6 protein-coding genes are annotated in these 6,305 nt (G+C 57.9%); 4 read left to right on the top strand and 2 right to left on the bottom strand.

Annotation, left to right across the window (positions count from 1 at the left end; translation table 11 throughout):
* From G485_RS26575 to nagA, 4 genes are all read left to right on the top strand, one after another.
* A partial coding sequence (locus G485_RS26575; protein WP_156922361.1) for a transposase occupies window positions 1–303 on the top strand: 303 nt, incomplete at its 5' end.
* A 383-nt stretch (window positions 304–686) separates the two neighbouring features.
* On the top strand, window positions 687–1,550 hold the full coding sequence (locus tag G485_RS0114445) for a MurR/RpiR family transcriptional regulator (RefSeq protein ID WP_027093145.1): 864 nt from the start codon (window positions 687–689) through the stop codon (window positions 1,548–1,550).
* Window positions 1,547–2,275: a glucosamine-6-phosphate deaminase gene (gene nagB, locus G485_RS0114440; protein ID WP_027093144.1), complete on the top strand. Its 729-nt coding sequence runs from the start codon at window positions 1,547–1,549 to the stop codon at window positions 2,273–2,275. Before G485_RS0114445 ends, nagB begins: the two co-directional genes overlap by 4 nt.
* Window positions 2,272–3,462: an N-acetylglucosamine-6-phosphate deacetylase gene (gene nagA / locus G485_RS0114435; RefSeq protein WP_027093143.1), complete on the top strand. Its 1,191-nt coding sequence runs from the start codon at window positions 2,272–2,274 to the stop codon at window positions 3,460–3,462. Before nagB ends, nagA begins: the two co-directional genes overlap by 4 nt.
* Before the next feature lie 528 nt (window positions 3,463–3,990).
* On the opposite strand, the gene G485_RS28470 is transcribed toward nagA, so the two are convergent.
* Window positions 3,991–5,157, bottom strand: a complete 1,167-nt coding sequence (locus G485_RS28470) for a TIGR03943 family putative permease subunit (protein WP_051318293.1) — start codon at window positions 5,155–5,157, stop codon at window positions 3,991–3,993.
* The gene (locus G485_RS0114425; protein ID WP_084423315.1) at window positions 5,154–6,023 is read right to left on the bottom strand and encodes a permease; all 870 of its coding nucleotides are present in this window, start codon (window positions 6,021–6,023) and stop codon (window positions 5,154–5,156) included. The genes G485_RS28470 and G485_RS0114425 overlap by 4 nt, the downstream gene beginning before the upstream one ends.
* Window positions 6,024–6,305: the final 282 nt, after the last annotated feature.

Genomic DNA, 6,305 nt, shown 5'->3' with positions numbered 1-6,305 from the left:
CTTAGCGGCCCGAAGCTTGGCAGGCCATCCAAAGAACAACGTGACGCCGATGATCGAAAGCAAGAGAAGCAAGACGCTGCACAGCGCAATGCGATCGAAGGAAAGTTCGGCGAAGGCAAACGCAAGTTGGGTTTGGGCCGAATTTGCTCCCGCGGTGCTCATACAAGTTTAACTGTCATCGCTATCCAGTTTCTGGTTATGAACCTGGAACGGCGACTGCGGGTTCTTTTTTTCTCTTTTTTCAGATTCATTGCGTTCCGTCCGATTTTTTGCATGAAAACCGCAAAGAAAATCACGGTCTAGGCTCATGCGTTGGGAGCAGCTTAAATTGATCTTGTTCAGCAAGCCCTATTATAAGGATATCCTTCCAACTGCTCCATAATGAAATAGGATGACGGCAAAATCGATTCGGATTCGTCGTGCTCGTCAATGCGCGGAACCGGCATGGCTTATCCCCGCGGCTCAGCCGGGGCTTTCCGGTCTGCCTCTCGTTTTGGCTTATTCCCACTCTGCTTCTCGCAGGCTATGACGGCGGTATCTCCTCGCTTGGCGCCGACGGACAAACGGCCGATTGCCTGTTGCCTTTTGGCCGGGGATCGGCTATTTTAAAGATGTGGCGTAAATTATTTTCTTTTCGTCACCTATATTCATGTAATTAATTTTCTCGAAAAGGTTGTTTGCGGAGCATGAGCATATTAAACGCGATTCGGGAAAAGCTGGACGATTTGCATCCGAAGGAACGCGAGTTGGCCGAATTTTTGCTCGAACGGCCGCAGCAGGCGGTGCAGATGACGATTCTGGAGCTTGCGCAGCAATCGGGAAGCAGCACCGCGACGGTGTCCCGGTTTTGCCGTTCGTTCCATTTCCAGAACTTCACCGACTTTAAGATGCGGCTGGCAGCCGAGCTCGCCCAGCAGCCTGCGCAAGTTCAGTATCAGGACATCGTGGCCGGCAATCCGCTGCAGGAGATCGTGTCGGCGATCACCGCGAACCATTTGCGCTCGCTGACCGATACGACGCGGCTGCTCGATTTGACGCAGCTTCGGGCCGCCATCGCGGCGCTCCATTCGGCACGGCGGATCGACCTGTACGGCGCCGGAACGTCCGGCATGATCGCCCAGGACTTTTTCCACAAGCTGATCCGGATCGGCAAGGCGGCCAACGTTTATTCCGACCCTCATCTGCAGATCACGTCCGCGGCTTCGTTGACGGACCAAGACGTTGCGGTCGGCATCTCGTATTCCGGCGAGACGCTGGAGACGATCAACGCGCTCCGCTGCGCGACGGAGCAAGGAGCCACCGCCATCTCCATCACCAAATTCGGCAACACCTCGCTTGCCGGACACGCCTCCATCCGCCTGTTCACGTCCTCTTCCGAGGCGGGCATGCGCCGGGGCGACATGGCCTCGAGAATGGCGCAGCTTCATGTGGTGGACATACTGTTCACGGGATTGGTCAGCGAGCATTTCGACGAATACGTTCCGCGTCTGGAGAGCTCATTCCATATGGTTAGAAGATATACGGGCAAAGAGGAGAGGGAGATTCCATGAACGTCTTGATTTTTGATTCCAACGAAAAGCTGAACGAAGCGGGGGCCAACATCATAACCGGCCTCGTTCAGACGAATCCCCGGGCGGTGCTCGGCCTTGCGACCGGAGGCACCCCGGTCGGCGTATATGAGCAAATCGTGAAGGATTACAAGCGGGGGCTCGTCAGCTTCCGCGGCGTCACTTCGTTCAATCTGGACGAGTACGTCGGCCTGCCGGTCGATCACCCGGAAAGCTACCGCTCTTATATGAATCATCACCTGTTCCGCCATATCGACATTCCGGCCGAGCAAACGCATATCCCGAACGGCAACGCCGAAGACCCGGAGGCGGAGTGCCGCCGTTACGACGAGCTTATCGCCGAAGCGGGACAGATTGACTTGCAGCTGCTCGGGCTGGGCCACAACGGGCACATCGGCTTTAACGAGCCCGCCCACGCCCTCATCCGCGGCACGCACGTCGTGGATTTGGCGGAAGAGACGCGCAGGGCGAACGCGCGGTTTTTCAACAGCATCGACGAGGTTCCCAAACAAGCGATGACGATGGGCGTCGGCACGATTCTGAAGGCGAAGACGATTCTGCTCATCGTCCGCGGAGCGGACAAAGCCGAGATCGTACACCGGGCGCTGACCGGTCCGATCACGACCGACTGTCCGGCGTCCTTGCTCCAGACGCATCCGCACCTGGTCGTCCTGCTTGATCGGGAAGCCGGGAGGTTGATGGCATGAGCGGCGGCGGACAAGCGCAGCAGGCGCTGATCACCGGAGCCTCGGTCGTAACGCCGGAAGGCGTCGTGGCGCAAGGCTGGATTTGGCTGAAGGACGGAGTCGTCGCGGCCATCGGGGGCCATTCGGACGCCTGGCCGGCAGAGGCCGAAGAAGCGGACCGGATCGACGTGGACGGCGGATGGGTGCTTCCCGGCTTCATCGACGTTCACGTCCACGGCGGCGCCGGGTACGACTTCATGGACGCCGACCGGGACGGTCTCGACGCCATCACCCGATTCCATGCGAGCAACGGGACGACGGGCCTTCTCGCCACCTCGCTCACCGCTTCGCGGGAGGAATTGACGGGCGTGCTGGAGCGAGTGAGCCGGTATCGCAGCGAGCCGATGCCCTATGCGCAAGTGCTTGGCGTTCATTTCGAGGGTCCGTTCATCAATCCGAAGTGGAAAGGGGCGCAAAACCCTAACTACATCGTCCCGCCGCAGGCGGAATGGCTGGAAGAATGGGTCGCCCGGTACCCTGGGCTTATCAAGATCCAGACGCTCGCGCCGGAGTCGGAAGGCGCCCTCGATTATATCGAGCGGCTCGCCGCGCACGGCATCGTGCCGTCCTGCGGCCATACCGACGCGACGTACGACCAGGTCGTCGCCGCCGCGGACCGGGGCCTGCGGCACGCGGTGCACACATTCAACGCGATGAAGCCGCTGCATCATCGAGAGCCGGGCACGGTCGGCGCGGTGCTGACCGACGACCGCATCACGGCGGAAGTGATCGCCGACGGCCATCACGTGCATCCGGCAGGGCTCCGAATCGTCGCCCGGATGAAGGGCACCGACAAGGTCATCCTCGTAACCGACGCCATGTCCGCCGCCGGCATGCCGGACGGCGACGGCTACGAACTCGGCGGCTTGCCGGTCGTCATGACGTGCGGCGTCGCCCGCCTGAAGGAATCCGGCAACCTGGCCGGCAGCACGCTGACGATGATCGCGGCGTTCCGGCACATGGTGAAGAACGTCGGCGTCTCCGTCCCGGACGCGAGCCGGATGGCGAGCGCCAATCCCGCGCGGCAGATCGGCGTGGACGACGTCACCGGCTCGCTTCAAGCGGGCAAACGGGCGGACGTGCTGCTGCTGGACGCGGAGCTGGAATTGAAGGGCGTATGGATCGGCGGCAGGCCCTTCGATCTTTGAAAGCAAGTTATGACGATAACCTCACCATAACAATCGATGAACGAGCCGCGGGGCCGAGCAATCGGGTCCACGGCTCGTTTTTATTGGGGGGGCGGGGGACGCGTTTGTTTTTCTTGGTAAAATCGAAATACAGGAACATACATTCGATTTGAGGAAGGCACCGTGATGGAGAAAAGCAAAACGCCCCTCACCAATTGAGTGAAGTGTCAGGCGTGTAGTGCTGCGTATCTGGAAGTAGTCGTGTCGTGTGTTTGGAGGAGTATCATGTGGCTAGAGGAAGCGCCAGATGCCTGAGTCATTACTGATTTGCAGTTAAGCATGATGATGAAGGGCTGAGCAGTGGGGATAAGCCTCAAAATCAGCAACAAGAGGTATTCGGGAGCCAAAATGGAAAAACAACCGGCAGCGACCGGCTGTTTTTCAGATTGACTTCTTTTTTGCCTACTCCAAATAAATCTGTTGCAGTTTCTGCTAAACGAACGTTAATTGTCTTCGTTGTTAACATTTATCGCACGATGGGCCCAAAGATTAGAAGTTTCGGTATACGTAAGGGTTTTTCGGCTCGTCGATGCGGCTCCAGGAGGCTGCCTTCACGACCGGAATCGTCGCTTTGAGCGGTTGATAGAACTCCCAGGTCAGTTTGCCTTGAACACGCACCCAGTCATCGTCCTTTAAATCGGCGTTGTCCGGGAATTTCACCAGCATGCCGAATACGCCGGAGTCCGCAACGCAGTGGATGAAGCCGAACCGGAACACGAAATAATGGTTGCCGTCCACCTGCTTCCCTTTGTAGGCGAAGCCGTTGAAATCGATCGTCTTGCCCATGAAGGCGCTGGGATAGTTATAGATGGCTTCCATGGCTTTCAAATAATTGTCGTCGTTAAGGGTGACCACCGGTTGGCCGACGAATTCGGACATTTCCTTGTTCTTGATCCGGTCGTAATCGTCCTTGTTGTAGAACATGCTCGTATCCGGACGGAGAAATTGATGGAACCCCGGGTTGTTCTTGATGTCCTGCTCCAGTGTCGGAAAGGAAAAGCCCTTGGCGGCGACGAAGCTGGAATCGAGCGTTTTGACCGGCAGGAAGATGCCCGTGAAGATTGGAAAAAGCAAGATGACATAGCCCGCCACGCGCTTGAACTTGGAAGCCGGTTCGTGCGTATGGCCGAACGGATCGCCGTGCGCGTGATGCGCGTGGTCGTCGCCGGCTTGAGAATGCGCCTGCAAGCGGCGATGGGCGGGATCGCGTGCATGATCATGCGCGGCATCGCGCACGTGATCGTGTCGGTGAGCATGCTCAGCATCGTGCACGTGATCGTGTCGGTGAGCACAATCGGCTGCGTGTTGGTGCACATCATCGTGTACATGAGCATGAGCGGTTGCGTGCATGCGATCGTGTGTGCGGGCATACCCGTGCGCATGGTCGGCGTGAGCATAAGCTTCTTGCGCATCGCCTTCGCCCTCATGCGGTTCGCTGCGTTCGAGAGCTTCCCGGGCCGCTGCCGCTTTTCGCTCGTTCGCCAGATCCTGGCGGTATCCCCGAATGAAATCGTAGAGGCCGAGAAGCGTCAACAGGACGATGGCGCTGATCGACAAGTAGGCGTACTTCATATTGATATATTTGTCGATGTCGCCCGTGTAATGCAGCAGAAAAAACATGAAGGCGAACCCCAGCAAAATGACGAATTTCATCATGCGAACCACCTCCCCACAATCAGCGACCCGAGCAGCGTGAACACCGCAACAAGCCCGATCAATACGGCCACGAACCGTCCCCGGTACGTGCCGAGCAGCATGAGCGTATTTTTGATATCGATCATCGGTCCGAACACGAGAAAGGCCGACAGCGCCCCCACGTTAAACGTGCTGCGGAACGACGACGCGATGAAGGCGTCCGCTTCCGAGCAGAGTGAGATGACGAATGCCAGCACGATCATGACGAGAGAAGCGGCGACGGGCGTCCCGCCCAGATGAAGCAGTGTGGACGTAGGCACGTACGTCTGCAAGGCGGCGGCGATGAAGGCGCCAGCGACCAAATATTTTCCCACGTCAAAAAATTCGTCGATCGCATGAACGATCACCTCGTTGATGCGGCTCCACACGGATGCGCGCGGGGCCTGGACGACCGCTTCCGGCTCGATGGCGGCGGCTACCGGAGCGAGCTCGTGCTTGAACGGCAGCTTCGGGAACAGATACGAGACGGCGATCGACACGCAGAACGCCACCGCAATAGCCATCCCGCCGCGGATGGCGACCATCCGCCAGTCGTCGCCGAAGGCGATGTAGGTGGCGAACAGAACGATCGGGTTGATGATCGGCCCGGTCAGCATGAAGGCGATGCCGGCGTGCAGCGGCATCCCTTTCCCGATCAGCCGCCTCGTAATGGGCACGATCCCGCACTCGCACGAAGGGAACAGCACGCCGATTCCGCAGCCGAACAGCGAAGACAAGTAGCGGTTGGAAGGCACGATCCGGGAAATCCACTTCTCGGTGACGAACGTTTGGATCATACCGGAGATGAGGACCCCAACCAGAACGAACGGGATGGCTTCCATCACCATGCTTATAAAAATGGTGTTCAGTTGATAGAACGTGTCCACGGCGCTCCTCCTCGTTTGGTAGTGTCTTGCAACGAAGAAAGCGCCCTGCGGCGCGCTATCTTCCGCTCCTGATTATAGGCCTCGCGGAAGCAAAAATAAAGATTGCGAGAAACGATGGCATCGGATGCAAAGACGAATGACGGAAGTAGCGAACGCAACCATCGCCCCGACTGTTCCGTCTAATTCTGTGGAATTTTTTTCTTTATCCCTCATATCGAAATCAATAAAATAAGAAAAGAATGA

The organism is Cohnella thermotolerans DSM 17683 (assembly GCF_000429825.1).
GTDB lineage: Bacteria > Bacillota > Bacilli > Paenibacillales > Paenibacillaceae > Cohnella > Cohnella thermotolerans.
This window is presented reverse-complemented; position numbering and strand designations above follow the sequence as displayed.

Excerpts from the sequence above, each read along its gene's own strand:
- G485_RS28470 (WP_051318293.1), bottom strand. The coding sequence starts at position 5,157 with ATGATGAAATTCGTCATTTTGCTGGGGTTCGCCTTCATGTTTTTTCTG.
- G485_RS0114425 (WP_084423315.1), bottom strand. The coding sequence starts at position 6,023 with ATGGTGATGGAAGCCATCCCGTTCGTTCTGGTTGGGGTCCTCATCTCC.
- nagB (WP_027093144.1), top strand. The coding sequence starts at position 1,547 with ATGAACGTCTTGATTTTTGATTCCAACGAAAAGCTGAACGAAGCGGGG.
- nagA (WP_027093143.1), top strand. The coding sequence starts at position 2,272 with ATGAGCGGCGGCGGACAAGCGCAGCAGGCGCTGATCACCGGAGCCTCG.
- G485_RS0114445 (WP_027093145.1), top strand. The coding sequence starts at position 687 with ATGAGCATATTAAACGCGATTCGGGAAAAGCTGGACGATTTGCATCCG.